This window comes from Bradyrhizobium sp. AUGA SZCCT0431, from assembly GCF_018131065.1.
GTDB lineage: Bacteria > Pseudomonadota > Alphaproteobacteria > Rhizobiales > Xanthobacteraceae > Bradyrhizobium.
Genome location: NZ_JAFCLR010000008.1, coordinates 69807 through 92485, shown reverse-complemented (window position 1 = coordinate 92485; position 22679 = coordinate 69807). Strand labels below are relative to the sequence as shown.

At 63.0% G+C, this 22679-nt stretch carries 23 protein-coding genes; 11 read left to right on the top strand and 12 right to left on the bottom strand.

All coding sequences use genetic code 11. The features are described 5' to 3' along the window. Positions 1-26 precede the first annotated feature (26 nt). The 11 genes from JQ567_RS09580 to ugpB all read right to left on the bottom strand — a co-directional run bounded on the left by JQ567_RS09580 (position 27) and on the right by ugpB (position 10811). Positions 27-764, bottom strand: coding sequence for a GntR family transcriptional regulator (locus JQ567_RS09580; protein WP_212438582.1), 738 nt, complete (start codon positions 762-764; stop codon positions 27-29). A gap of 36 nt (positions 765-800) precedes the next feature. Continuing rightward, a complete protein-coding gene (gene hpxZ, locus JQ567_RS09575) occupies positions 801-1193 on the bottom strand; it encodes an oxalurate catabolism protein HpxZ (RefSeq protein ID WP_212438581.1) in 393 nt (130 codons plus the stop codon). A 2-nt stretch (positions 1194-1195) separates the two neighbouring features. Beyond that, complete coding sequence (locus JQ567_RS09570) at positions 1196-2584, bottom strand: AtzE family amidohydrolase (RefSeq protein WP_249165363.1); 1389 nt, start codon at positions 2582-2584, stop codon at positions 1196-1198. A gap of 7 nt (positions 2585-2591) precedes the next feature. Further along, entirely contained in the window at positions 2592-2771 is a 180-nt protein-coding gene (locus JQ567_RS09565) for a DUF4089 domain-containing protein (RefSeq protein WP_192735513.1), read from the bottom strand. 17 nt (positions 2772-2788) lie between these two features. Next, positions 2789-4504: an ABC transporter ATP-binding protein gene (locus JQ567_RS09560; RefSeq protein ID WP_212438579.1), complete on the bottom strand. Its 1716-nt coding sequence runs from the start codon at positions 4502-4504 to the stop codon at positions 2789-2791. After that, positions 4501-4638, bottom strand: coding sequence for a hypothetical protein (locus JQ567_RS09555; RefSeq protein WP_212438578.1), 138 nt, complete (start codon positions 4636-4638; stop codon positions 4501-4503). The genes JQ567_RS09560 and JQ567_RS09555 overlap by 4 nt, the downstream gene beginning before the upstream one ends. 2 nt (positions 4639-4640) lie before the next feature. Then, positions 4641-5540, bottom strand: coding sequence for an ABC transporter permease (locus JQ567_RS09550; RefSeq protein WP_212438577.1), 900 nt, complete (start codon positions 5538-5540; stop codon positions 4641-4643). A gap of 5 nt (positions 5541-5545) precedes the next feature. Further along, the gene (locus JQ567_RS09545; protein ID WP_212001749.1) at positions 5546-6559 is read right to left on the bottom strand and encodes an ABC transporter permease; all 1014 of its coding nucleotides are present in this window, start codon (positions 6557-6559) and stop codon (positions 5546-5548) included. Between the two features lie 6 nt (positions 6560-6565). After that, complete coding sequence (locus JQ567_RS09540) at positions 6566-8185, bottom strand: ABC transporter substrate-binding protein (protein ID WP_212438576.1); 1620 nt, start codon at positions 8183-8185, stop codon at positions 6566-6568. A gap of 238 nt (positions 8186-8423) precedes the next feature. Continuing rightward, positions 8424-9374, bottom strand: coding sequence for a phosphotransferase (locus JQ567_RS09535; RefSeq protein ID WP_249165362.1), 951 nt, complete (start codon positions 9372-9374; stop codon positions 8424-8426). 126 nt (positions 9375-9500) lie between these two features. After that, on the bottom strand, positions 9501-10811 hold the full coding sequence (gene ugpB / locus JQ567_RS09530) for a sn-glycerol-3-phosphate ABC transporter substrate-binding protein UgpB (protein WP_409363585.1): 1311 nt from the start codon (positions 10809-10811) through the stop codon (positions 9501-9503). 229 nt (positions 10812-11040) lie between these two features. Between ugpB and JQ567_RS09525 the strand changes: the two genes are divergently transcribed. From JQ567_RS09525 to JQ567_RS09505, 5 genes are all read left to right on the top strand, one after another. Then, positions 11041-12036 carry a TRAP transporter substrate-binding protein gene (locus JQ567_RS09525; RefSeq protein ID WP_212438573.1) on the top strand — a complete coding sequence of 332 codons (996 nt, stop codon included), beginning with the start codon at positions 11041-11043 and terminating at the stop codon, positions 12034-12036. A 31-nt stretch (positions 12037-12067) separates the two neighbouring features. After that, positions 12068-14134, top strand: coding sequence for an ATP-binding protein (locus tag JQ567_RS09520; protein WP_212438572.1), 2067 nt, complete (start codon positions 12068-12070; stop codon positions 14132-14134). Next, entirely contained in the window at positions 14104-15849 is a 1746-nt protein-coding gene (locus tag JQ567_RS09515) for a DUF3369 domain-containing protein (RefSeq protein WP_212438571.1), read from the top strand. The genes JQ567_RS09520 and JQ567_RS09515 overlap by 31 nt, the downstream gene beginning before the upstream one ends. Beyond that, on the top strand, positions 15846-16583 hold the full coding sequence (locus JQ567_RS09510; protein ID WP_212438570.1) for a response regulator: 738 nt from the start codon (positions 15846-15848) through the stop codon (positions 16581-16583). The genes JQ567_RS09515 and JQ567_RS09510 overlap by 4 nt, the downstream gene beginning before the upstream one ends. A 397-nt stretch (positions 16584-16980) precedes the next feature. Further along, positions 16981-17592 (top strand): sigma-70 family RNA polymerase sigma factor, encoded by a 612-nt coding sequence (locus tag JQ567_RS09505; RefSeq protein ID WP_212438569.1) that lies wholly within the window; start codon positions 16981-16983, stop codon positions 17590-17592. Positions 17593-17604: 12 nt separating this feature from the next. Here the strand turns inward: JQ567_RS09505 and JQ567_RS09500 are convergent, their stop codons facing one another. Then, positions 17605-17769, bottom strand: a complete 165-nt coding sequence (locus JQ567_RS09500; protein ID WP_212438568.1) for a hypothetical protein — start codon at positions 17767-17769, stop codon at positions 17605-17607. On the opposite strand from JQ567_RS09500, the gene JQ567_RS09495 reads away from it, so the two are divergent. The 6 genes from JQ567_RS09495 (at position 17768) to JQ567_RS09465 (ending at position 22525) form a co-directional block, all read left to right on the top strand. Next, positions 17768-17959, top strand: coding sequence for a hypothetical protein (locus JQ567_RS09495; RefSeq protein WP_212274167.1), 192 nt, complete (start codon positions 17768-17770; stop codon positions 17957-17959). The genes JQ567_RS09500 and JQ567_RS09495 overlap by 2 nt on opposite strands. 325 nt (positions 17960-18284) lie before the next feature. Then, positions 18285-18764 (top strand): hypothetical protein, encoded by a 480-nt coding sequence (locus JQ567_RS09490; protein WP_212438567.1) that lies wholly within the window; start codon positions 18285-18287, stop codon positions 18762-18764. Between the two features lie 146 nt (positions 18765-18910). Then, a complete protein-coding gene (locus tag JQ567_RS09485) occupies positions 18911-19801 on the top strand; it encodes a hypothetical protein (RefSeq protein WP_212438566.1) in 891 nt (296 codons plus the stop codon). Positions 19802-19887: 86 nt separating this feature from the next. Continuing rightward, a complete protein-coding gene (locus tag JQ567_RS09480) occupies positions 19888-21297 on the top strand; it encodes a cytochrome ubiquinol oxidase subunit I (RefSeq protein WP_212438565.1) in 1410 nt (469 codons plus the stop codon). After that, positions 21294-22301, top strand: coding sequence for a cytochrome d ubiquinol oxidase subunit II (cydB, locus tag JQ567_RS09475; protein WP_249165361.1), 1008 nt, complete (start codon positions 21294-21296; stop codon positions 22299-22301). The genes JQ567_RS09480 and cydB overlap by 4 nt, the downstream gene beginning before the upstream one ends. Positions 22302-22423: 122 nt before the next feature. Next, positions 22424-22525, top strand: coding sequence for a DUF2474 domain-containing protein (locus JQ567_RS09465; protein WP_192735727.1), 102 nt, complete (start codon positions 22424-22426; stop codon positions 22523-22525). Positions 22526-22679 lie beyond the last annotated feature (154 nt).

Below are 22679 nucleotides of genomic sequence, written 5' to 3'. Positions count from 1 at the left end.
GACGGACAGAGATTGCGCTCGCATCCCTACGGATGCGACACCGCGTAAAGCTCGTACTCGCCGCGCACCAGCTCGATATGCGCGCGCATCGCGGCCGCCGCACCGGCCTTGTCGCCGCGCATGATCGCGACCACGACGCGGTCGTGCTCGGCGTGCGATTTTGCCAGCCGCCCGAGATTGCGGAATTGCGCACGCCGGAACGGCTGCACCCGCACCCGCGTCGCCAGCGTCATCTCGGCGATATAACCGTTCTGCGAGCCGGCATAGATTGCGTTGTGAAAGCGCTCGTTGACTTCGTGGAACCGTTCGGGATTGCCGGCATAGCTCAAGACCCGCAGTTCCTCGTGGATCGCCTCCAACTTCTGGCGTTCCGCCGCCGGCATCCGCTCCGCAGCAAGTCCCGCGCACAGCGCTTCCAGCTCCGCCATCGCCTCGAACATTTCGGTTAGCCGCTCGATCGACGGCTGCGCCACCACGGCGCCGCGATGGGCGCGGGATTCGACGAGGCCGCTCGCCACCAGCTGCCGCAGCGCCTCGCGCACCGGCGTCCGCGACACGCTGAAGCGCCGCGCAATATCGGTCTCGTCCAGCCCCGATCCCGGCGCCAGCACGCCGCGCACGATCTCGTCCGCAAGCTGCAGCCGCAATTCCTCCGCGCGCGTGACCTTGTCCGCCTGCGGCGAGGCGCGGTCGACGCGCCGCACCACCGGTTCGGACTCAGGCCCGGCTTGCGGGATGCGCGTTGGAAGATCGTCAAGGCTCATGTCGTTTTACCCAAAATCCTTTCGACTCAGACCCCTTTACGATGCCGGCTCGTCGATGATGCTGACATGGGCGGCGACGATTCTCCACCCCTCGGGAAACCGTATCCAGGTCTGCATCTGCCGCCCCACCTTCTTGCCGCTCCACACGTCGCGATAAAACAACGTCGAGGCGACCGCGGTATCGCGGCCATAGGTGGTGATCACAGTCTTGTCGGTCGTGCGCATCAGCCCCACCGGCGAGCGGCCGGCGCGGAACGCCATGATCGCCTCATAGCCGTAGAGATTTTCGTTGATGCCGTAACGCAGCGTGCGGAGATCGTTGCGGAACAGCTCATCCAGCACCGCGACGTCGTTCGACACCAGCGCCGCTTCATAGCGCGCGAATTGCGCTGACACCTCTGTGAGCACGTCGGGAAGGTCGATATCCATGGCTAAATTCCTCTCGGCGCAGGCGCCGCAGCAACGCCGGATTGCTCCAGCGAATGAGCGACGCGAAGCGCGATATCTTCGCGCCACGGTGCGGCGATGATCTGAACCCCGATCGGCATCGGCTCCAGCGGCACCGGCACCGCGACCACGGGAAGCCCGATGAACGAAATCGGCTGGGTGTGGATGCCGATATTGGCGCGCACCGGCAGTTCGACGCCGTCGAGCTTGAACATTACCTGCCCGAGTTTTGGCGCGGTGCACGGCGTCGCCGGCGCGATGATCACGTCCACCGATTTGAACAGCTCCAGCACCTGCGTGCGATACCAGCGGCGGAATTTCTGCGCCCGGTCGACCAGCGGCGCCGGCACCATCGCGCCCGCGATCAGGCGATCACGCACCGCCGGATCGAAATCGTTCGGGCGCTTGCGCAGGCGATCGAGATGCAGCGACGCGCCCTCGGTGGTGGAGATGACGTAAGCTGCGGCCCGGGCGCGCGCGGCTTCGGGGATTTCAATCGTCTGGGTCGCACCGAGCGCCTTGGCAACGCGCGCCACGGCCTCGACCGCTTCGGGAAACACGTTCTTCTGGAAATAGCCGCCGGCAATCGCGACCCGCAATCCGCCGATGCCTTGCGTGAGCTGCGACGTCACCGGCTCGACCGCACGCGTCGAGCACGCGGCATCGTCGGCATCAGGCCCCTGCATCACATCATAGGCCAGCGCGAGATCGCCGACGCTGCGCGCAAAAGGTCCGAGATGATCGAAGCTCGCCACGAACGGAAACGAGCGCGCCCGCGACAGCCGGCCGTAGGTCGGCTTCAGGCCAAAAATCCCGCAGAACGATGACGGCACCCGGATCGAACCATTGGTATCCGAGCCCAGCGCGATCGGCACCAGGCCGCCGCCGACCGAACTGCCGGAGCCGCCGGATGAGCCGCCCGTCATGCGGGTCGGATCGTGCGGATTGCGCGACGGGCCGTCATGGACGTTCTCGCCGGTGAAGTCGTAGGCGTATTCGCCCATGTTGAGCGCGCCGACCAGGACGGCGCCGGCCGCCTCCATGCGCTCGACCAGCGTCGCATCGCGCGAAGACGGCGCGAGGTCGCGGTTGATCTTCGAGCCCGCGCGCGTCGGCAGGCCCTTTACGTCGAACAGGTTTTTCACCGCGAATGGCACGCCCGCGAGCGGGCCCACCTTTTGTCCCACCGCAATCGCCGCATCGACGGCGCGCGCCTTGGCCCGCGCGCGATCCGCGGTGACGTCAGTGAAGGAGTTCAGAACGGAATCATGTTTGGCGATCCGCGCGAGCGCGGCTTCAGTCGCCGCGAGCGCGGTCATCCGGCCGCCACTCACGGCCTGCGCGATCTCTTGAGCGGTCTCTTGGACGGTCATTGCGCGGTCAGGCTGCGAAGACACTGGCGGGCTCGGTTTCGTCGGGCAATGCAAATTCATCGACCAGCCGCGCCAGTCTCAGCGATACTTCGAGGTTCGCGCGCACCGCCGGCCGCCAGGAATCCTCCACCGGCAACGCCAGCGCTTTCGCGACGGCGTCGATATAGTCGTCCAGGGGTTCGGCCATTTCGCTCCCATCCAAGTTTATGAGTGAACCGGCAACGGCGGATGCGGAATCGCCGTCAGCAGTTCCTTTGTATAGGCGTCCTGCGGATTGCCCAAGACCTGTTCGGACGGGCCCTGCTCCACGATTCGTCCCGCGCGCATCACGATGACACGATCGCATAAGAGGCGCACCACATTCAAATCATGGGAGACAAACAGATAACTCATACCCAAGGACGACTTGAGGTCCTGCAAGAGATTGAGCACCACCGCCTGCACGGAGACGTCGAGCGCGGCGGTCGGCTCGTCGAGGATCACGAGTTTTGGGTGCAGCGCAATCGCGCGGGCGATACCGACGCGGGCCTTCTGGCCGCCGGACAATTGGTGCGGAAAGCGATCGAGCAGATTAATGGGGAGACCAACCAGCCCGGCGAGTTCCTCGCAGCGGGCGCGCAGCGCGTCGCGGCCTTTGATGGCGCCGAGCTGCATGATCGGATCGACAATGGCGCGCGCCGCGGTAAAGCGCGGATTGAGGCTGTCGGTTGGATCCTGGAACACCATCTGGATGCTCTTGCGCAGCGGCAGCCGCGCAAAGGCGTTGGGCAGCATGGTACCGATCTCGTCGCCGTCGAACACGATGCGGCCCGAGGTCTGATCCAGCAGCCGCATCACCATCATCGACGTCGTCGATTTGCCGCAGCCGGATTCGCCGACCAGGCCGACGCTCTCGCCGTGGCCGACCGTGAAGCTGATGCCGTCGACCGCGCGGAACAGTTCGGCCTCGACCGGCGGTTTGCGCGAGAACAATTTTCCGAGCACAGCCGTGGCGCCCTGGCGCGGATATTCCTTCACCAGTTTCTCGACCAGCAGCAGCGGCTTGGTTTCGTTGTCGGCCGGAGCCGCTGACGTCAGCGCCGGCAGCGCCGCCGCATCTTCTTCCGGCAACAGATCGCGCAAGGAGACGCCGATCCGCGGCGTCGCGCGCATCAGCTTCTTGGTGTAGGCATGTTCGGGGTTGGCGAAGATGTCGGCGGATTTCGCGGTCTCGACCACGCGGCCCTTTTCCATCACCACCACGCGGTCGCAATAGGCGGCGGCGAGGCCGAGGTCATGCGTGATCAGGATGGTCGACATGCCGCGCCGTTTTGTGAGTTCGACGATCAAATCCATCACCGCTTTCTGCGTGGTGACGTCGAGGCCGGTGGTCGGCTCGTCCGCAATCAGAAGCTGCGGATTGCAGGCCAGCGCCAGCGCGATCACGACGCGCTGGCACATGCCGCCGGAAAGCTCGAACGGATAGGCGTGGTAACGCTCGCGCGGCCGTGCGATCTTGACCTGTTCCAGCGCCTCGATCGCCTTCTCGCCGCGATCACTGGCCGCTGACTGCACATGCTGGCGCAGCACGTCCTCGATCTGGTCGCCGACCTTGCGGATCGGATTGAGCGCCGCGCGCGGGTTCTGGAAGATCATCGAGATTTCGCGGCCGCGCAAATCCCGCATCTGGTTCTCGGTCGCGGCCTTGACGTCGATGCCGGAAAACATCACCGAGCCCTCGGCGATCTTGCCGGCGCGGTCGAGGATCCGCATCACGGCGTAAGACGTCACCGACTTGCCGGAGCCGGATTCGCCGACGATGCCGAGCGTCTCGCCCTTGGCGACGGAGATGTTGACGTGCTGCACCGCTTTCACGATACCGCGCCGCGTGGCGAATTCCACCGTGAGGTCGTTGACGTCGAGCAATGGCTGCGCGGTCATGACATGCGTCCGGTTTCCTGATTGTCATGCGCGGGCTTGACCCGCGCATCCATCAAAACTTCAAAGATGCGCTTCGCGCGATGGATTGCCGGGTCAAGCCCGGCAATGACAATGTTCTGAGTTGCGCCGTCCATGATCACGTCCGTCGCTGCGGATCGACGATATCGCGCAGACCATCGCCGAGCAGGTTGAAGCAGAACACCGCGATCATCAGCGCGAGGCCCGGGAACAGCGCGATCCACCATTCGCCGGACACCATGAAGCCGGCGCCCTCCGCGACCATGATGCCCCATTCCGCCGTCGGGGGCCGCACGCCAAGCCCGATGAACGACAGGCCTGCGGCATTGAGGATGGCGTAACCCATGGTCAGCGACATCTGCACGATCATGATGGGCATGATGTTGGGCAGGATGTGCACCAGCAGAATCCGGAACTCGCCATTGCCCGACAGCCGCGCCGCCTGCACGAAGCCGGCGTTGCGGCGGACATTGGCCTCGGCGCGGGCGACGCGGGCATAGAGCGGAAAATTCACGATCGCGGTCGCGATGATGATGTTCTGCACGGTGTTGCCGAGTGCCGCGACAATGCCCATCGCCAGCACGAACAGCGGGAACGCCATGATGGTGTCGGCGATACGTCCGACGATGCGGTCGGTCCAGCCGCCGAAATAACCTCCGGCGATGCCGGCAAGGCCGCCCATCAGGAACACCAGCGCCACGGAGGCCACCGCGATGAACACATCCAGCCGTGTCGCCACGATGACGCGGCTGAAGATATCGCGGCCCAATTGATCGGTGCCGAACCAGTGCGCCGCCGACGGCGCCTTCAAGGCAGCGGCGGTGTCGCTGGCGAGCGGATCGTAGGGCACAATGTAGGGACCGAACACGGCCGCGAACAGGATCACGATCAACAGGGCGAAGGCAAAGGCGGTGACGCGGTTCTCGCCGAGCACATAGCGGGTGTGTTCGAAGATCGCTGATAGTCCCGACGTTCGCGCGGGACCGACAGGTTCAACGGCAGGCGCAACGGTGCTCATGCTTATTACCCTTCCAATCTCACGCGCGGATCGATCACGCCATACAGAATGTCGATGATCAGATTGAGCAGCACGTACATGACCGCCATGGTCAGCACGAAGCCCTGTACGGGCGCGAAGTCGGACGAGATCAGCGCCTCCACCGCGTAGGAGCCGATGCCGGGCCAGGCGAAGACCTTCTCCACCAGCACGTTGGCCCCGAGCAGGAACGAGAACACCATGCTGAGCGTGGTGATCACGGGCAGCATCGCGTTACGAAAGGCGTAGGTGACGATCACGGTGCCCGGCGACAGGCCGCTGGCGCGCGCCGTGCGCACGAAATCCGAGGCCAGCACCGCCAGCATCGAGGCCCGCGTCATGCGCGCGATCGGGGCCAGCGAGAAGATCGCCAGCGTCGTCGCGGGCAGGATCAACTGGCTCAGCGCGGAGCGAAACGCCTCGAGATCGCGCGCGATCAGGGTGTCGATCAGATAGAAGCCGGTCACCGTCGGCGGCGCGCTGTAGAACACATCGAGCCGGCCGAGCGGCGCCGGCGACCAGCCGAGCCGGAAATAGAAGATGTAGACCAGCACCAGGCCGGTAAAGAACACCGGCAGTGACACTCCGGCCGTCGTCGTTATCCGGCAGAGGTGGTCGATCCACGAGCCAGGCCGGGTGGCGGCCAGCACGCCGAGCGGGATAGCGATCACGATGGAAACGAACAGGCCGAGCAGCGTCAGCTCGGCGGAAGCCGGCAGGCGATTGCGGATTTCGGCGGCGACCGGCTGGCCGGTGGTCAGCGAATTGCCGAAATCGCCATGGGCGAGGTCATTGGTGTAGCGGAAGAACTGTTCGATCAGCGGCTTGTCGAGGCCAAGTTTTTTCCGGATCTGCTCGACCGCCTCCTTGGTCGCGGCAGGCCCGGCAAAATACGCGGCGGGATCGCCGGGCAGCGCCCGCGTCAGCAGGAACGTCACGATCACGACCCCGATCAGCGACGGGATCGCAAACATCAGCCGCTTGCCGATCATGGTCAGCATGGCGGATTACGCCTTCACCAGCGCGCGATAGTCGAGACGGCGGTGGAACCAGTATTGATAGCCCGAGATGTTCTTCTGCATCGCAACGTTGACGAAGGGCTGATACAGCGGAATCCGCGGGATATCCTTGTAGGCGAGATCGACGAAACCCTTCACGTCGCTGTCGTAGGCCGCCTTGTCGCCGGTCGAGGCCGCATTGCGCGCGCCGTCGATCAGCTTGTCCATCTCCGGCGACTTGTAGCTCATGGTGTTGAAGACGGAATTGTTGCCGTGATAGCACCAGTAGAAGAAGTATTCGGGGTAATCGAGCCAGCCCGAGAACACGTTGGTGTAGAGCGGCATCTCCTTCTTGTTCAACTCGGTGCGCCAGTTGGCGCCGGGGATCTTGTTGATCGTGGCCTTGATGCCGATCTGGGCGAGGCTCTCCTGCACCAGCACGCAGAGCGGCTCGTTGACGCCGGCGAAATTGAGATCGAACGAGATCGTGGTCTCGAAACCGCTGGCGTAGCCGGCTTCCGCGAGCAACGCTTTCGCCTTGGCCATATCGGTGGAATATTTGGTCGGCTGCGGCCACGCCACTTCGGTGGCCTTGTCGGCGGACGCGCCGAACATCGGATTGGCGAGGCCGAACAGCACGACGTCCATGATTTTCTGATAGGGAAGCGCGTAGGCGATCGCCTGGCGCACCTTGGGATTGTCGAACGGCGGCTTGGTGACGTTCATGCCGATATACTGGATGCCGTTGGAGAACGGCAGCGACACCACGTTGAGCTTGCCGTTGGCCTTCATCTCCTGGAAATCCTTGAACGGCAGTTCATAGGAGATGTCGGCGTCGCCACGCTCCAGCAGCGCGCGGCGGTTGCCGGCCTGCGGCACCATGCGCCAGATCACGCGCTTGATCTTCGGCAGGGGGCCACCGACCCAGGCGTCGTTGCGCTCCATGATGACTTCGGTGCCGGCGGTCCACTTCGACAGCTTGTACGCGCCCGAGCCCGCGGTCTGCTGTTTTGTATATTCGAGGCCCCAGGGGTCCTTCTCGCTCGCGTTCTTCTTCACCAGCTCGGAATTGACGACGCAGGGTACGATGACCGCGAGGTCGGGGATCGTCAGCCGGTCCTTCTTGGCAAAGTCGACGCGCACGGTATTGTCATCGACGACAACGAACTGCTCGGGCTTGGTCAGCGAGCCCGCGCTCATCTGGAAGGTCGGGAAGCCGCCGACCGAGACCGCGCGATCGAGCGACCATTTGACGTCCTTGGCCGCGACCGGCGTGCCGTCATGGAATTTCGCGTTCTTCTTCAGCTTGAAGGTCACCGACATGTCGTCGATCTTCATGTCGTCGGCGAGTTCGCCCTTGAACTTGTCGCGGTCGTAATACGGCACGCCGCCGGGACCGCTCTTCATCTCGTGGGTGATCAGGCGGTCGTAGCAATTCCACGACACTTCATAGCCGGGCACGTTGGTGCCGACGCCATGGATGTCGAGGTTGTTGGGACCGCCTTCCGAGACGATCAAAAGCGTCTCCGACCGCGCATCGGCCTTGGCGGATGAGAAAATGGCCGGCGCCGGCACCAGGGCGCCGGCGGCGACCCCGGTGACGGATTTCAGGAAATCGCGACGCTTCATGGTGATGCTCCAACGCCTGAGGGGAACGGGCTTTGGAACTGGGAATCGCAAGGTTCGTGCCAAACCTTAATGAAGCGCTAACCTCCCCCTAATTTATTGATATCATATAGCAATATCAATTATCCGGCGGAATCGGCTCGACGAAACGAGCTGTCAATTGCATACAAAGATGCATAATTGCCCACTCTTTATGCAGAAATTTTACGCGCCTCTTTGATGTGCGATTTCGTCGCACCCGTCAGACCGGCCACACCAGGTCCTGCAATTCGGAAAGGTTGCCGGCCTTGCCCTGCCAGTCCTCGATGCAGATATGCCGGACCGGATCGCTGGCCCGATGCAACAGCATCAGCGCCATCAGCCGCCGTTTCATGGCCGGATTGATGTCGGCGGGCGGGTATCCGAACCCTTCGAACAGGCTGCGCAACCGCCGTGGGTTTCCCGCGGCCATGAACGCGCTCGGACCCAGCAGGTCATATTCGCCCCAGCCGGTCATGACGTCGCCGAAATCAAACAGCCCCGACAGGCGCCAGCCGGTGCCTTCCTGCCTCAACAGGAAATTCTCCGGAATGTATTCGCCGGTCAGGATGACCGGCGGCTGGTCCAGCGGAATAAGCGTCGCGGCATCGCGCAGCATGTCGTCGAGGCCATCGAGAAACTTCTTTGACATCCCGAGGCGCTCGTGCCGCACGCGGCAGCCCTCGATTTGCCCGGTTATGAACCGGTCCCATTGCGGCTCGATGTTTGCGAGTTCTCCGAGCGGGGCGCGCTGCACTTCGGCGATGGTCGCGCCGATCTGCGCAAGCACGCGTTCCTTCTGGTCTTCAGGCAGCGTCGGCCAGACCTCGGAGCCGACGACGCCGTGCAGCGGCGTGATGATGAGATAGGGCCACCCGTCGCGCTCGCCTTCGAACAGGATTTCCGGAATCGGGATGCTCAATTGTCCGCGCAACTGCCTCAGCGAAGCGCGCTCGGAGACAAACTGGCCGCGAAGCATCGGCGGAAAGAGCTTCAGGATCAGTTCATCGCCGAGGCCGATGACGAGGTTGGTACCGGTCGAGAAAACATGCGGCGCCGCCGGCTTCAAGCCGTGGCCATGCGCGATGTCCAGCGCCACCGGCAGCCAGCGCGGGGTGTCGGCGCGCCAGGCATGGAAGGCTTCGTAGTCTGCGAGGACCGGCAGCGAAGACATGATTGGCAATGCTCGACCTTTCGACGTCATTCCGGGGCGATGCGCAGCATCGAACCCGAAATCTCGAGATTCCCCAATGCGCAATTGCGCATCTGCGGTTCACGCTTCGCGTGCCCGGAATGACAATTATCGGTCCGGATTCGCCCGCTCGAACTGGCGCAGCAGACGGTTGCCGCGGTCGGCGGCGAGGTCGAGGGCGACTTGCGCGGTCCGCTTGCCGCTAAAGACCTGCTCAAGTTCCTCGTCGATCGCGTCGCGGATCAGCACGAACGAGCCAAGCCGGATTCCCTTGGAGTGCTCGGTCGGCGGCTTCAAGGTCATCTGCTCGATCGAGATCGCCGCTCCGGGATTGCGATCATAGAACCCCTGCGCGCGCGAAAGATCGAAGGCGGCGCGGGTGATCGGCAGATAGCCGGTGTTCTGGTGCCAGGCCGCCTGGACTTCCGGCTTCGACAGAAACGCGAAAAACTTCGCGACCCCGGTATATTCATCGCGTGGCCGGGCCCGCAGCACCCATAAGGTCGCGCCGCCGATGATGGTGTTCTGCGGCGCGCCAGTCACGTCGGGATAATACGGCATCAGGCCGTAGCCGACCTCGAATTTCGAATTGGCCTTGATGTCGGCGCGGGTCGCCGACGAGCCGATGAAGATTCCGCACTCGCCCTTCTGAAAGCGCGGCTCGGCCGACTGGCCGCGGCCGCTATAGTCGTACACTTTCGTGGCCTGCCATTCCGCCAGCTGCGTGATGTGGCGCACCACGCTCGGGTTGTTGAAGGTCAGTTCGGCGTCGAGACCGCCAAACCCATTGCCCTTGGTCGCCAGCGGCAGGTTATGGAATGCCGAAAAATTCTCGACATTGATCCAGGAGGGCCAGGAGGTGGTCAGCCCGCAGACCGCGCCCGCCGCGCGCAGCTTCTTCGCCGCGGCCCCGACCTCGGGCCAGGTTTTCGGCGCCACTTCCGGATCGAGACCGGCGGCGCGGAAGAGGTCCTTGTTGTAGTAGAGGATCGGTGTCGAGGCGTTGAACGGGAACGACAGCATGTTGCCGGCGACGTCGGAATAATAGCCGGCGACGGCCGGCAGATAGGCCGCCGGCGAGAACGGCTCCGACTGGTCGCGCATCAACTCGAACACCGGATAGATCGCGCCCTTTGCCGCCATCATGGTCGCTGTCGCGATCTCGTTGACCTGAACGATGGCGGGCTGGCTGCGCGAACGGAAGGCGAAGATCGCCGCCGTCACCGTTTCGGTGTAATTGCCCTTGTAGGTCGGAACGATCCGGTAGTCGGATTGCGAGGCGTTGAAATCGGTCGCGAGCTTCTCCAGCTGCTTGCCGAGTTCACCCGACATCGCGTGCCACCACATGATCTCGGTGGTCGCCTGCGCCGGAGATACCAGCACGGTGAGTGCGAGCGCGACGAACTGAAACAACCTCAAGACCGACTTCACTGATGAATCACTTTGCCAAAACCGCTTGTCAGGACCGCGATCAAATCTGCGCGCTGCGCCCTCATAGATGCCCGCGCCCGCCGTTTCAATCCACCACCGCCGTCGCACCGCACAATTAACGATTGCAGCGGCTCCGGATAGCCAAGTGTGGGCGCCTTCTGCTAAAAAAACATTGAACCTTTTCTTCCCGCCGCAGACTTCTTCACAAGGGGATTTGTTGCCTGTGTATCGCCGCGCCGACCTTTCGCGGATCATAATGCTTGTTCTGGCGTTGTTCCTGACAGCGGCCTCAACGAGCGCTTTTGCGCGCGAATTTCGCGCCGCCGATACCCAGAACGAGAGTTATCCGACCGTGCAGGCGCTGCACTACATGGGCAGCCTGGTTGCGGAACGCACCGGCGGCCGCCACGAGATCAAGGTGTTCCATTCGCGCCAGCTCGGCGAGGAAAAGGAAACCCTGGAGCAGACCCGCGCAGGCGCCATCGATATCAATCGTACCAACGTCGCATTGATCGGGAGCATGGTGCCGGCGATGAATGTGCTGGCAATGCCGTTTCTGTTCCGCTCCATCGAGCATTTGCAGAAGGTGCTGGATGGACCGATCGGCAACGAGATCCTGGACAGCTTCGAACCTTACGGCTTCGTCGGCCTCGCGTTCTACGATTCCGGCGCCCGTTCGATCTACAACCACGTCCGCCCGGTCACCTCGATGGCCGACCTCAAGGGCTTGCGGATTCGAGTCCAGCAGTCCGAGCAGATGGTCGAGATGATCCGCTCGCTCGGCGCCGATCCGGTCGCACTGCCCTACGGTCAGGTGCTGACCGGACTCTCCACCAAATTGATCGACGGCGCCGAGAATAACTGGCCGTCCTTTGTCACCACCGATCACTACAAATTCGCCGGCTTCTACACCCTCACCGAACATACGATGAGCCCGGAAGTGCTTGTCATGTCGAAAAAGGCATGGTCTGACCTGTCGCCCGAAGACCAGAAGGCCTTCCGCGAAGCCGCCATGCGTTCGAGCCGCTTCATGCGCGAGAAATGGCGCGATCTCGAAGTGCGCTCGCGCAGGCAGGCGGAAGACGCCGGCGTCAAGATCGTCACCGATTTCGACCGCAAGCCGCTCGAGGCGGCGATGGCGGGAATTTACACCAAGGCGCAGCAAGACCCCGCGATTGCGCAGCTCATCGAACGAATTCGCAAGGTGCAGTGAGTTGGCCGCAACCTCGCAACAGGACGGATCAGTGGAACGGCCGGCGAGCCTCGCCGCACGCGGCCGTATTCGCATCGTCCAGGTGCTGCGCGCGGTCCCGATCCGCTGGCGCATCCTGTCGATCGCGGCCTTGAACTCCGCCGTGGTCGTGGTGCTGGCCGCGCTGATATGGAACGGCGCCAAGGTGCTCGGTTCGGCCTGGGAAGATGTCCGCCACGTCAGGGAATCCGACAAGATCCTGGCGCTGCTCGAAAGCGAAACCAGCCGGCTGCAGAACCTGATCCATCGCTACATCAACCAGCCGAGCCCGGAACTGTTCGCGGAGATCCTGCTGCTGCGCGAAGCCGTGCTCGGCACGCTGACCAACCGCGCCTCAAACGACCCGATGCTTTCGGGCTCGGTCGAGCAGCTCGAGCAGGTCACCGACCGCTTCCTCAACGGTTTCGGCGAACTGCGTGCGGTGCAGGCGACGATCGCGAAAACCTACGAGCAGCAGGTGCTGGGCCCGGCCAGGGACATGGCCGGGCTTTATTCGATCATCGAGGGCGCCACCGGGCACCGCGATGCGCTGATCTGGCCGTCGCTCGGAAAATCCCGCGAGGCGTTTACCGGGATGCTGGTCGCCGCCAACGCCTATTATCTTTCGCTGGCGTCGGCTTCGGCCGAGGACGCCCGCCGGAATACCGAGACGATCGAAAAGACCATCCCTGTGATGTCCGACCTCGCCGACAATGATTTGCAGCGCATGGCGCTGACGCGGCTGCATGCGAAAACCCTGGCGCTGCGCGAGGGACTGGCGAAGCTGACCGAGCAGCTTGCGATCCGGACCGAACTGTTGCGCAACACCATCGACGCCAGCCAGGCCGATGCAATCGGCGTGATCGACGGCCTGTCCGTGAAGATGCGCCAACGCGAGCAAAAGGCTCAGGAAACCTTCGACCGCACGCTGGCGGGCATTTCGCGCCGGGTGCTGTCGATCGCCGTGATCTTCCTCGGCATCATCCTGTCCGCGGGCGTCCTGATCGCGCTCTCGATCCGGCTGCCGCTGCAGCAGATCATGGCGTCGATGCACGCGATCACCTCGGGCAATTACGATCGCGCCGTGCAGGGCACCACCGCCAAGGACGAGGTCGGCGCGATGGCGCGCGCGGTGGAGGTGTTCCGCGAAAACGCCATCGCCAAACGCAAGACCGAGGACGAGCTGCGCGCGTCGAAGGAAAAGGCCGAGGGCGCGCTGTTCGAACTCAATGCCGCCCAGCAGAACCTGATCGACGCCGAACGGCTGGCGGCGCTGGGCGGCCTGGTCGCCGGCGTCGCCCACGAGGTCAACAACCCGATCGGGATCAGCCTGACGGTGGCATCGAGCTTCGCGCGCCGCGCGGAAATCTTCGAGACCGAGCTGCGCACCGAGCCGCTGCGCCGCTCCAAGCTCGACGAGTTCGTCAAGAGCTCGCGCGACGCCGCCGGGCAACTGGTGGCCAATTTGCACCGTGCCGGCGAACTGATCCAGTCGTTCAAGCAGGTGGCGGTGGACCGCTCCCATGCCGAGCGCCGGCAATTCAGCCTCAGCGAGGCCACCGACCAGATCGTCGCGAGCCTGCGCCCGGTGTTGAAGAAAGCGGCGATTACGCTGTCGGTCGACGTGCCGGAGGGTCTGTTGATCGACGGCTATCCCGGCTCCTATGGCCAGATTTTAACCAATCTTTTCCTCAACGCCGCCAATCATGCCTTCGCCGACGGCCGTTCCGGGGCGATCTCGCTTTCGGCACGGGCCCGCGGCAGTGACGATGTCGAAATCATTTTTGCCGATAATGGGGCCGGAATGACGCCGGACGTCCAGCGGCAGGCGTTCGATCCGTTCTTTACCACGCGCCGCAACGAGGGCGGTACCGGACTGGGCTTGCATATCGTCTATAATCTTGTCACTCAACAGCTCGGCGGCCGGATGATGCTGGAGTCAAGGCTAGGACAAGGCACCACTTTCCGCATTATCATGCCCAGGGTCGCCAAGGGAATCGTAACCAGCGGACCCCCGATCACAGACGCAGCAGCCGACGGAACCCCTCAATGGCCGAACAGGACGATGTCCTCCACCTGATCGACGATTCCGAAACCGCCCCGGATGATTCGTCTGTACGCAAATGGAAGATCGCCGTCATCGACGACGATCAGGCGGTGCATGAAGGCACCCGCTTTGCGCTGAGCGACTACAACCTCCACGGCGCCACGCTGGAAATCCTCTCCGCCTATTCCGCGGCTGAAGGCCGCGTCCTGATGCGCGACAATCCCGATATCGCCGCCGTGCTGCTCGACGTCATCATGGAAACCGACGTCGCCGGCCTCGACCTCGTCGAGTACATCCGCAACGACATCAAGAACGAGACGGTGCGCATCATCCTGCGCACCGGCCAGCCCGGCCAGGCGCCGGAGCGCCGCGTCATCGTCCAGTACGACATCAACGACTACAAGGCCAAGACCGAGCTCACCGCCGACAAGCTGTTCACCTCGCTGACCGCCGCCTTGCGCAGCTACCAGCAGCTCGAGCGCATGGTGCAGACAAGGCGCGGTCTCGAAATCATCATCGACGCCGCCTCGACCCTGTACGACTTCAAATCGATGCAGCGCCTCGCCGAAGGGGTGCTGACGCAACTGGCTTCGCTGCTCAATGTCGATTGCGCCGGTATACTGGTGCTGCGCGACGACGGCGCCCCCGGCAGCGAATTCTCCGTGCTGGCGGGCTCGGGTTGCTACAGCCGCTTCATCGGCTCGACCAGTTCAAAATCGCTCGATCCGGATTTGCGGCAGATGGTGGAAGACGCCTTCACGCGCCGCAAGAACGAGTTCGCCGACCACCGCAGCGTGCTTTACCTGCGCACCGGCTCCGGCCGTGAAGTCGTGGTGCTGCTGCAAGCCGAGCGCCAGCTTTCCGACACCGACCGCGCGCTGGTCGAGATTTTCTCCAGCCGGCTGTCGATCGCGTTCGACAATGTGATCCTCTACCAGCAGCTGCATGCGGCCAATACCCAGCTCGAAGACCGCGTCGCCCAGCGCACCCGCGCGCTGATGCAGGCCAACCGCCGGCTTTCGGCGCAGTGGCTGCGGCTGCAGCGCGCCAACGGCTTCAAGAACGAAATCCTCGGCACCGTCGCCCACGACCTGAAAAATCCGCTCGGCGTCATTCTCGGCCGCACCGAAATGCTGAACGAACTGATCAGCGCCGGCTCGCCGAAGGAAAACGTCACTGCGCAGGTCGACCACATCCGCGACGCCACCAAGCGCCTGACCTCGATGGTCGATCATCTGATTTCGGACGCAATGGCGGACGCCTTCGACATCACCATCCGCCGCGAGCCGGTCGACGTCGGCGCCCTGGTGGCCGAAGTCACCGACGCCAATCTGCCCTCGGCCGTGAACAAGCAGCAGGCCATCAGCGTCTCCGCGCCGCCGAATTTCGTCACCATGTGTGACGTCGACCGGATCCGCGAGGCGATCGACAATCTGGTCAGCAATGCCATCAAATATTCACCGATCGGCGGCAAGATCACGGTGGGCGTCACCCATGAGGGTGACAACACCGTCGTGCGGATCACGGACGAGGGCGCGGGCCTGTCGCCCGAGGATCTCGGTCGGCTGTTCGGCCGCTTCCAGCGGCTGTCGGCCAAGCCGACCGCGGGCGAAAGCTCGACCGGCCTCGGTCTATCGATCGTCAAACGCATTATAGACATGCATGGCGGCCATGTGACCGCGGATAGTCCCGGCCCCGGACAGGGGTCGACGTTTACAGTTACACTGCCTGCAGCAGAGACATCATGAGCCAGAGCCAGCACATCATCATCGTCGACGACGAGGCTCCGGCCCGCGAAATGGTCGGCGATTACCTCAAGATGCACGGTTTCGCCGTGACGCTGTGCGACGGCGGCAAGAGCCTGCGCGGCGTCATCGAAACCAATGTGCCCGACCTCGTCGTGCTCGACCTCAACATGCCCGAGGAAGACGGGCTCTCGATCATCCGTGACCTGAAGAGCCGCATCAACGTCCCCGTCATCATGCTGACGGCGACCGCAAGCCCGATCGACCGCGTCGTCGGCCTCGAGCTTGGCGCCGACGATTACATCGCAAAGCCCTGCGAGCTGCGCGAGTTGATGGCGCGCATCCGCTCGGTGCTGCGCCGCAGTGCGCCGGTGAGGGCGGCGACGCCCGAGGCCGCCGGCGCCAAGGCGGAAAAGGAGCAATTGGTGCGGTTCGGCACCAAGTGGCTCGATCTCGAAGCCCAGGCGCTGCGCGACGACGAAGGCAACGAGCATCCGCTGACCGCGTCAGAGTTCGGCTTGTTGAAGGTGTTCGCGGCCAATCCGAAACGGGTGCTGTCGCGCGAACGGCTGCTTGAACTGGCAAATGCGCGCGACGCCGAAGCCTTCGACCGTGCGGTCGACCTCCGCATCATGCGGATCCGTCGCAAGATCGAGATCGACCCGACCAAGCCCGCCGTCATTCGCACCATCCGCGGCGGCGGCTACCTGTTCTCGCCGACCGGCGAGAAGAGCTAGCTGGGAACTGCTCCCTCGCCCCGTTCTTACGGAGTCGAGACGAGCGAAGCTCGCTCTTAGAGGGTTGGGGTGAGGGGCCACTCTCCGAGCAAAGACTGTCGAGAGACCGGTACCCCCTCACCCGGCGCTACGCGCCGACCTCACCCCGCAAGCGGGCGAGGTAAGAAGAAAAAAGTCGCGTCGTCCTGCGGAACGATTTTCGATCTGAAATCCTCCAATTTTCCGCACATTGAAATCATTCTCGTTTTCGCCCCGAATGTTTCGTCGCGGCCGCTGCGACGAAACAATTCTCCCCGGCACGAAACCATTTTCCCCCTTCCGTGCAGACATCCCGAAACGTTCGTTAACTAGAAATCTCCCAACGACACGCCGCCAAGCGGCGAACTGGGAGTTTGTCATGCCGAACGTGATTGCCATCAACGCTGCAGCCCGCAAGCACATTGCCGATGCCCGCGCGACATCGGACGAATCGCTGCTGGAGAGCATTGCCAGAGGTGACCGCACGGCGATGCACGTACTTTATTCCCGACATCACGTACGGGTTTACCGCTTCATCCTGCGCATGGTGCGCGATACCACGATGGCGGAAGACCTCGTCAGCCAGGTGTTTCTGGACGTGTGGCGCACCGCCAGCCAGTTCGAAGGCCGCTCCCAGGTTTCGACGTGGTTGCTGTCGATCGCCCGCTTCAAGGCGCTGACCGCGCTGCGCCAGCGCAAGCATGAGGATATCGATCAGGACGACGTGCTCGAGATCGCGGACGAAGCCGACACCCCGGAAGCGTCGCTCGACCGCAGCAACACCAGCGCCATCCTGCGCGCCTGTGTCGCCAAGCTGTCGCCGGCGCACCGCGAGATCATCAACCTGGTCTACTACCACGAGAAGTCGGTGGAAGAGGCCGGCGCAATCATCGGCATTCCCCAGAGCACGGTGAAGACCCGAATGTTCTATGCCCGCAAACAATTGGCCGACTTGCTTAAGGTCGCTGGCGTGGACAGCATCGCTGCATAAATCTTAGATGTTTCAAACGGTTAGATTGGCACAGGGAGCAGAAACCGGGTGGATTTCGAAGCCAAAGATTAAAGGCGACGAAACAAATGAAACAATCCACGACATCACCCGGAAAAACTCTGCCCCTATACCCATCATCAACAACGCAACACCAACGCCGAACAGGAGAGCGAACATGCTGAAGCCGTCCTTCCGCCTCTTCATTGTCCCGCTCGGCGCGGTCGCTACCCTCGCTTCACTGTCCGCCCAGAACGTCTCGCCCCGCGCCCAGCGCGATACCGGTTCGATGTTTGTGCGCGAACAAGTGGTCGATTGCAGCACCAAGAGCGCCGCTGAGGTCTGTGTGATCCCGGACGTCGTTCGCTAAACAAGTTTCTGACGAGCCGACCAAGCTTAACCGACCAGGCTTTAACCTCCCAAGAACCTCCAACGACCCGGCCGGGATGCCCCCCGCCCGGGTCGCTCTGTATTTGGCGGGTGGGTGAATGCGCCGCACCAGGAAAGCCGACTGTCGTGAGTTCCAACGCCCGGGAGGCCCTGGACAAAAATATCGAAAACAACCCCATGCAAAGTAGAACGGACCCCGCGGCATCCCGACCGAGATACCGTCAACGGTAATTTGCAACTAGTTCGCATTTGCATTAGCATCGAGGCCGTTTCCGGCCATGCCCGGAACGCAGGGGGAGGTCATCATGTTCGTCTCGTATCGTGCCGCCATTGGCGCGTCGGTTTTTCTCGGCCTCGTATCGGGCGCGGCGATCGCGGCAGGCGATCTGTCGCGGCAGACGCCGATCGAGGTCACGGTTGCATTGGGCTCGCCCGGCAAGCATGAATTCGCGCCGAAGCAACTGAAGTTCGAGACCGGCAAGCTCTACAAACTGATCCTGCGCAACGACAGCAACGATCCGCATTACTTCACCTCGCACGCCTTCTCGCAGATGGTGTGGACGCGAAAGGCACAGGTCACGCAGCAGCGCGACGGCAAGACCGTGACGCTCGCCGAGTTCAAGGGCGCGATGCGCGAGATCGAAGTTTATCCGGGACAATCCGCCGAATGGTGGCTGGTGCCAGTCGCCGCCGGCCGCGTCACCGACCTGCGCTGCGACATCAAGGGCGCTGACGGCAAGACCCACGCCGATCTCGGCATGACCGGCGAGATCGTGATCGAGTAATGGCGCTCTTCTTCTTGACGGGATCGAGCCGCTCGTGATGTTTGCCGCTGACAATGGATGCTGCGGCAAACCCGGGTGAAGTTCGGCTGCGCAAGGGATCCTCGCTCAGGGAAAGGTTTGTCCAGGCGGGCTCCGGCGCTGTAATTTTGCTGATTATTGTCCCAGGCCTGCTTACCTGGGCCTCGGGCGGCCGACCATTCATTCCTGCACTCTGGGTCGTGCCGCTCGGATTGTTCCTGATCGGCGTTGCCGCCCTTGAACGCAATGTAGCCTGGATCATCACGCAGGACGGCATCCTGATCGGCGAGCAGCGCCCGCTTGGCCAGGTGCACAAGCGAATGATCAGCAATCACGACATCGCAGAGGTTCACGTCCGCAAGAACAAGTTCAGCTATCCCGCGAGTTTCAGCCTCGTGTGCAGGCTGGCCTCAGGGGGTGTCTTGATCTCGCCACCGCTGCCGGACATCACGCGCGTCAACGAAACCGCCGCAATTGTTACGGGATTGCTCGGTTGTCCCGATGCCGCGCCCATCGACAACCCGCTTGAGGCCGGCAACGCCGAAATCACCCTTGGCTCGCCGGTCAACCCCGATCTCGGCCGCGTGATTCGAATGGCCGTGCCGGTTGTGGCCGGCCTGTGCGCTCTGCCATTCCTCATCGCATTCTGGATCGGCGAGTGGGAGATGGCGCTCGGATTGCTCTTGCCGCTCGGCTTTCTTGCTGCCTTTGCACTCTACCGCTACACGCACCGATTAGCTGGCGCGTGCTGGATCATTCGGCAGGGCGAGATCCGTATCGAGCGGATTGCGTTAAGCGGTAAGCCATCCGCCGAGACGATCCGAGCAGGTGACGTCGCTGCGATCGAGGTCGACGAGCCCGATTCCAAGGACCGGACCAGCACCATCAGCATTCGGTTGCACACGGGCCAGACCTTCTGCAGCCCGACAAAGCACGACGAAAATGCGGCACGTGCCGTGCGCGCAGAAATCATGCGGCGCCTCAATGCCCCTCCGGATGCCGGAACACTGACCGGATAGCGGGCCTCTGCTGCAAAAGGGGCGGTACTGTTATCGTATTCGGCATGATAGGATTCACGCCAGGTTAGCTGCGACAGGTGGTGCCGATGTTCGAAGGCTGGGATGCCGTTGTATTGGCCCGGGCGCAGTTTGCCTTCACGATGTCGTTCCACATCATATTCCCGGCCTTCTCGATCGGGCTCGCCAGTTATCTCGCGGTGCTTGAAGCGCTGTGGCTGTGGACCGGGCGCGAGGTTTTCATCAACCTGTTCAATTACTGGCTGAAGATTTTCGCCGTCGCTTTCGGCATGGGCGTGGTGTCGGGCATCGTGATGTCCTACCAGTTCGGCACCAACTGGTCGGCTTTCTCCGACAAGACAGGGCCTGTGATCGGCCCGCTGATGGCCTATGAGGTGCTGACCGCGTTCTTCCTCGAAGCGGGCTTCCTCGGCGTGATGCTGTTCGGGCTCGATCGTGTCGGCCCAAAACTGCATTTTTTCGCAACCTTGATGGTCGCGGTCGGCACGCTGATTTCGGCGTTCTGGATTCTGTCCGCCAATTCCTGGATGCAGACGCCCACAGGTCACGCCCTCAATGCCGAAGGCCAGTTCATCGCGGTCGACTGGTTCAAGGTGATCTTCAATCCGTCATTCCCCTACCGGCTCGTGCATATGGTGCTGGCGGCGTACCTGACCACCGCGCTGGTGGTTGGCGCGGTCGGCGCCTGGCATCTGCTGCGCGACCCGCATCTGGCCGGCCCACGCGTGATGTTCTCGATGGCGATGTGGATGGCGACGATCGTCGCCCCGCTCCAGATCCTCGCCGGCGACCAGCACGGGCTCAACACGCTGGAGCATCAGCCGGTGAAGATCATGGCGATGGAAGGCCATTTCCAGAGCCACAAGGACGGCGCGCCGCTTATTCTGTTCGGCTGGCCCAATCAGGCCGCCGGCAGGATGGATTACGCAATCGAAGTCCCCAAACTCGGCTCGTTGATCCTCAAGCATTCCCTCGATGCGCCGATGGCCGGCCTCGACACCGTGCCGCGTGAAAACTGGCCGCCGGTGCCGATCACTTTCTGGTCGTTCCGGATCATGGTCGGCATGGGGCTCCTGATGGTGGGGCTCGGCCTGCTCAGCCTGCTGATGCGCTTCCGCGGTACGCTGCACAACTCGCGCCTGCTGCACATGTTTGCGGTCGCGATGGCCCCGTCGGGTTTCATCGCGGTGCTGGCGGGCTGGATCACCACCGAGACCGGGCGTCAGCCGTTCACGGTGTATGGATTGCTGCGAACCGTTGATTCGGCGTCGCCGCTGGCGGCGCCCGCGGTCGCCTCATCGCTGATCGCCTTCATCATCGTCTATTTCGTGGTGTTCACCGCCGGCGTGATCTACCTGCTGCGCCTGATGGCACAGCCGCCGCATCACGGCGAGGAAGGTCCGCGCAGCGACGTCCCGGCGCGTGCCGCCGGCATCACGCCGGCCGCCGGTGCTGTTGCCGAGGGAGCCGCGCGATGATCCCCATCGACCTTCCGACCATCTGGGCCTTCATCATCGCCTTTGCAGTATTCGTCTATGTCGTGATGGACGGCTTCGATCTCGGCCTCGGCATCCTGTTTCCGCTGTTTCCGAAGAAGGAAGACCGCGACGTCATCATGAACAGCGTCGCCCCGGTCTGGGACGGCAATGAGACCTGGCTGGTGCTCGGCGGCGGCGGCCTGATGGCGGCGTTCCCGCTGGCCTATGCCGTGCTGATGCCGGCGCTCTACACGCCGATGATCGTGATGCTGCTCGGGCTGGTATTCCGCGGCGTCGCCTTTGAATTCCGCTGGCGCACCACGCGCGAACGCAACCGCTGGGACATTGCGTTTGCCGGCGGCTCACTGCTGGCGACGCTGGCGCAGGGCATCGCGCTCGGCGCCATCCTGCAGGGCATTCAGGTCTCGGGGCGACATTATGCCGGCGGCTGGTGGGATTGGCTGACGCCGTTCAGCATCCTCACCGGGGTCGCGCTCGTGATCGGCTATGCGCTGCTCGGCGCGACCTGGCTTGTCATGAAGACCGAAGGCGAATTGCGCGACCGCGCCTATCATCTGAGCTGGCTGCTGCTGGTCGCGATGCTGTGCGCCATCGGCATCGTCAGCATTGCAACGCCGTTCCTGCATGTGCAGTACACCCATCGCTGGTTTGCCTGGCCCAACATCATCCTCACCGCGCCGGTGCCGGTCGCGGTGGCCGTCGTCACCGTGTTGTTGCTGCGCAGCCTCGCCAACAAGTATGACTACCAGCCGTTCTTCCTGACGCTGGCGCTGTTCGCGCTGTCCTATGCCGGGCTCGGCATCAGCATGTATCCCTATATCGTGCCGCAGAGCATCACGATCTGGCAGGCGGCCTCGCCCGAGAACAGCCAGCTCTTCATGCTGGTCGGCGTCGCCATACTGATCCCGCTGATCCTCGGCTATACCGCGTGGGCCTATTGGGTGTTCCGCGGCAAGGTCAAAGCCGAAAGCGGCTATCACTGATGACCAAAGCGTTTTCGAGCGAAGTGGACCCCGGTTCGCGTCAAGAAAACGCGTCAAATCAAGAATCTGGGGCTCCGCTCCGATCCCATCGGAATGGAAAAAGCTCCGGCGAACCGCGACCGCTGACGCAGCGCCTGCTCTGGTTTGCCGCGCTGTGGCTCGGCGGCGTTGGCACGGTGACGCTGATCTCCTACGGCCTGCGGCTCTGGATCGCGCCGAAATGAGCAATTGTCACAATCACCGGCGATTGTGATATCAGAAAATAGAAGCCATTCCAGCAAGATACCGGCCCTGCCGCCCTAAACTTGCCATCAAGCCGGCCCTGAGATTTGATGGTTCCGCTGATTTGGCCCAAGCGCCAACCAATTGGCCAACGCG

What these genes read in the sequence shown, in the direction of transcription:
- JQ567_RS09540 (WP_212438576.1), bottom strand. Translation starts at nt 8,185, where the DNA reads ATGAAGCGTCGCGATTTCCTGAAATCCGTCACCGGGGTCGCCGCCGGC.
- JQ567_RS09505 (WP_212438569.1), top strand. Translation starts at nt 16,981, where the DNA reads ATGCCGAACGTGATTGCCATCAACGCTGCAGCCCGCAAGCACATTGCC.
- JQ567_RS09515 (WP_212438571.1), top strand. Translation starts at nt 14,104, where the DNA reads ATGGCCGAACAGGACGATGTCCTCCACCTGATCGACGATTCCGAAACC.
- JQ567_RS09490 (WP_212438567.1), top strand. Translation starts at nt 18,285, where the DNA reads ATGTTCGTCTCGTATCGTGCCGCCATTGGCGCGTCGGTTTTTCTCGGC.
- JQ567_RS09545 (WP_212001749.1), bottom strand. Translation starts at nt 6,559, where the DNA reads ATGCTGACCATGATCGGCAAGCGGCTGATGTTTGCGATCCCGTCGCTG.
- cydB (WP_249165361.1), top strand. Translation starts at nt 21,294, where the DNA reads ATGATCCCCATCGACCTTCCGACCATCTGGGCCTTCATCATCGCCTTT.
- JQ567_RS09550 (WP_212438577.1), bottom strand. Translation starts at nt 5,540, where the DNA reads ATGAGCACCGTTGCGCCTGCCGTTGAACCTGTCGGTCCCGCGCGAACG.
- JQ567_RS09495 (WP_212274167.1), top strand. Translation starts at nt 17,768, where the DNA reads ATGCTGAAGCCGTCCTTCCGCCTCTTCATTGTCCCGCTCGGCGCGGTC.
- JQ567_RS09480 (WP_212438565.1), top strand. Translation starts at nt 19,888, where the DNA reads ATGTTCGAAGGCTGGGATGCCGTTGTATTGGCCCGGGCGCAGTTTGCC.
- hpxZ (WP_212438581.1), bottom strand. Translation starts at nt 1,193, where the DNA reads ATGGATATCGACCTTCCCGACGTGCTCACAGAGGTGTCAGCGCAATTC.
- JQ567_RS09535 (WP_249165362.1), bottom strand. Translation starts at nt 9,374, where the DNA reads ATGTCTTCGCTGCCGGTCCTCGCAGACTACGAAGCCTTCCATGCCTGG.
- JQ567_RS09500 (WP_212438568.1), bottom strand. Translation starts at nt 17,769, where the DNA reads ATGTTCGCTCTCCTGTTCGGCGTTGGTGTTGCGTTGTTGATGATGGGT.
- JQ567_RS09565 (WP_192735513.1), bottom strand. Translation starts at nt 2,771, where the DNA reads ATGGCCGAACCCCTGGACGACTATATCGACGCCGTCGCGAAAGCGCTG.
- JQ567_RS09510 (WP_212438570.1), top strand. Translation starts at nt 15,846, where the DNA reads ATGAGCCAGAGCCAGCACATCATCATCGTCGACGACGAGGCTCCGGCC.
- JQ567_RS09570 (WP_249165363.1), bottom strand. Translation starts at nt 2,584, where the DNA reads ATGACCGTCCAAGAGACCGCTCAAGAGATCGCGCAGGCCGTGAGTGGC.
- JQ567_RS09555 (WP_212438578.1), bottom strand. Translation starts at nt 4,638, where the DNA reads ATGGACGGCGCAACTCAGAACATTGTCATTGCCGGGCTTGACCCGGCA.
- JQ567_RS09580 (WP_212438582.1), bottom strand. Translation starts at nt 764, where the DNA reads ATGAGCCTTGACGATCTTCCAACGCGCATCCCGCAAGCCGGGCCTGAG.
- JQ567_RS09560 (WP_212438579.1), bottom strand. Translation starts at nt 4,504, where the DNA reads ATGACCGCGCAGCCATTGCTCGACGTCAACGACCTCACGGTGGAATTC.